The sequence below is a fragment of the Kitasatospora sp. NPDC091257 genome (assembly GCF_044757675.1).
Taxonomy (GTDB): domain Bacteria; phylum Actinomycetota; class Actinomycetes; order Streptomycetales; family Streptomycetaceae; genus Kitasatospora; species Kitasatospora lactacystinica.
Genome location: NZ_JBIVVI010001192.1, coordinates 1 through 2,749, shown reverse-complemented (window position 1 = coordinate 2,749; position 2,749 = coordinate 1). Strand labels below are relative to the sequence as shown.

The window sequence follows — 2,749 nt, the reverse complement described above, 5'->3', positions numbered from 1 at the left end:
GGCCGCTGCCCGCGCGCCGGGAGTGGACGGACCCCGCGGCCGACCCCGCGGCCGACCCCGCGGCCGACCCGGCGGCCCCGGCGGCCGACCCGGCGGCCGACCCGGCCGACCGGATCACCCCGGACGGGACGGTGAGCACGGCCTTCCTGGTGGCCCTGGAGGCCGTGACCCCGGCCGAACGGGTCGCCTTCGTCCTGCACGACGTCTTCGGCCACCCCTTCGTCGAAGTGGCCGCGATCGTCGGCCGCAGTCCGGCCGCCTGCCGCCGACTGGCCGCCTCCGCCCACCGCCGGATCCGGACCGCGCAGGCCCCGGCCGCGCCGGGAGCCTGATCACCCGCGTCCGGCGGGTGCGCCACCCGGAGAGGCTCCGGCCGTGGACACAGGGGCGGCCGATCCGGAGCCGTGCGCGGGTGTGAGGCGTGTCGCGCCGGGCGGGCGGGGCCCCGTCCGGCGCGCGTCCGTCGTGTCCACGCCCGTGCGCACACCATCGAGCCCACCCCTGTGCGCCGATCGTCCAAAAACCGACCGATAAGGTGTTAATCCAACATTCATCCATGCCGCATAGCCTCCGGGGGCTAGCCTCATGCTGAACGTCATCGTCCGACCGGGAGGCGAAAGCCCCGTGCAAGGCACTGTCACCACACCAGGCGGCTCCACGGTGGCCGGGGGCCAGGGCGAAGCGTTCCTGCTCGTCGTGGACGACGAACCCAACATCCGCGAGCTGCTCTCCGCCTCGCTGCGCTTCTCCGGCTTCCGCGTCGCCTCCGCCGCCAGCGGGACCGAGGCGCTCGAACTGGTCGCCGCCGAGCGTCCGGACCTGGTCGTGCTCGACGTGATGCTCCCCGACCTCGACGGCTTCACCGTCGTCGAGAAGCTGCGCGAGCGCACCAGCCGCGGACAGATAGCCGGCCCGGCCCACGGGCATCCCGGCGACCACCTGCCGGTGCTCTTCCTCACCGCCAAGGACGGCGTCGGCGACAAGGTGCAGGGCCTGGCCGCCGGGGCGGACGACTACGTCACCAAGCCGTTCAGCCTGGAGGAGCTGATCGCCCGGATCCGCGCCATCCTGCGCCGGGCCGGCGGGCCCGCCGAGGACGGCCGGCTGATCGTCGCCGACCTCAGCCTCGACCCGGTCGCCCACGAGGTCACCCGGGGCGGCACCCCGGTCTCGCTCTCCCCGACCGAGTTCAAGCTGCTGCACTACCTGATGGCCAACGTCGGCCGGGTGGTCTCCAAGTCGCAGATCCTCGACCACGTCTGGGCCTACGACTTCGGCGGGGACCTCTCCATCGTCGAGTCGTACATCTCCTACCTGCGCCGCAAGCTCGACTCCGGCCCGGCGCACGGCCCCAAGCTGATCCACACCGTGCGCGGCATCGGCTACGCCCTGCGCCGCCCCCCGCAGGGCTGACCGGGTCCGCTCGTGCTCGCCCGCTTCTCCGCCCGGATGTCGCTGCGCGCCCGGCTGCTGGTGCTCGTGCTCGCCCTGGTCACCACCGGGCTCGCGGTCAGCGACACCTTCGTGCTCGGCACCGTCCGGAGCCAGCTGGTGCAGCAGCTGGACGAACAGCTCCAGCGGTACGGGCCGCCGCTCTCCCGCAAGCCCCCGGGCCAGCTGACCGCGCAGACCGCAGGCCGGCCCGCCGTCGCCGGCCGGCGGGTCAGCCTGCCCAGCCAGTACCTGGTGCAGTACCTCTCCTCGGACGGCAAGGTCCAGGCGCTGATGCGCCAGCCCGTCTCGGACAGCGACCCGGCGCCCCAGCTGGAGGGACTGGACCCGACCCGTACCGCCCCCGACGTCCCCTTCGACCTGCCCGACCAGCGCGGCCAGCACCGCTGGCGGGTCCTGGTGCTGCCGCTCCAGACCCCCCGCGGGCAGGCCGCCAACCCCAGCGCGTACGCCTCGCCGGCGGTCACCCCGACCCACGTCATGGTGGCGGTCTCCCGCGAGGACATCGACGCCACGCTCGGCAAGCTGCGCACCTCCTTCCAGGCCATCGGCGGCGGCGTCCTGGTGGTGATCGCCGCGCTCGGCCTCTTCGCCGTACGGGCCGGGCTGCGGCCGCTGCGCCGGATCGAGGAGGGCGCCGAGCGGATCGCGGCCGGCGAGCTGTCGCACCGGATGCCGGAACTCTCCCCGGGTACCGAGGTCGGCCGGCTGTCGGTCGCGCTCAACGGGATGCTCACCCAGATCGAGGCGGCCTTCGCGGCCCGCGCCGAGTCCGAGGCCCGGATGCGGCGCTTCGTCGCCGACGCCTCGCACGAGCTGCGCACCCCGCTGGCCGGGATCCGCGGCTTCGCCGAGCTGTACCGGATGGGCGCGCTGCCCGCCGAGGCCGACGTCAAGCGGACCATGACCCGGATCGAGAGCGAGGCCGACCGGATGGGCGCCCTGGTCGAGGACCTGCTGGTGCTCGCCCGGCTGGACGAGGAGCGCCCGCTCGACCTCGCCCCGATGGACCTGCGCACCCTCGCCGCCGACGCGCTGCACGACCTCACCGCCCTCGACCCGAGCCGACCGGTCGCGCTCACCGGCCCGGCCGGCACCGGCGCGCCCGGTGCCGCGCCCGTCATCGGCGACGAGGCCCGGCTGCGGCAGGTGGTCACCAACCTGGTCGGCAACGCGGTCAAGCACACCCCGCCCGGCACCCCGGTCCGGGTGCCGATCGTCCATGCCATCGAGGCGGACGACTTCGCCCGCTGCGGCGGCGACTTCTACGCCCGCGGGCACATCCGCCTGATCGCCC

3 protein-coding genes are annotated in these 2,749 nt (G+C 74.7%); all 3 read left to right on the top strand.

Features of this window, described 5'->3' with window-relative positions; genetic code table 11:
• Positions 1-332, top strand: a 332-nt coding sequence (locus tag ACIQOV_RS36175) for a sigma factor-like helix-turn-helix DNA-binding protein (RefSeq protein WP_401055051.1), incomplete at its 5' end; no start/stop codon positions are given.
• Between the two features lie 292 nt (positions 333-624).
• Positions 625-1,413, top strand: coding sequence for a response regulator transcription factor (locus ACIQOV_RS36170; RefSeq protein WP_359914346.1), 789 nt, complete (start codon positions 625-627; stop codon positions 1,411-1,413).
• 12 nt (positions 1,414-1,425) lie between these two features.
• Positions 1,426-2,749 (top strand): histidine kinase dimerization/phospho-acceptor domain-containing protein (locus ACIQOV_RS36165; protein WP_401055050.1); only part of this gene is annotated, 1,324 nt, incomplete at its 3' end.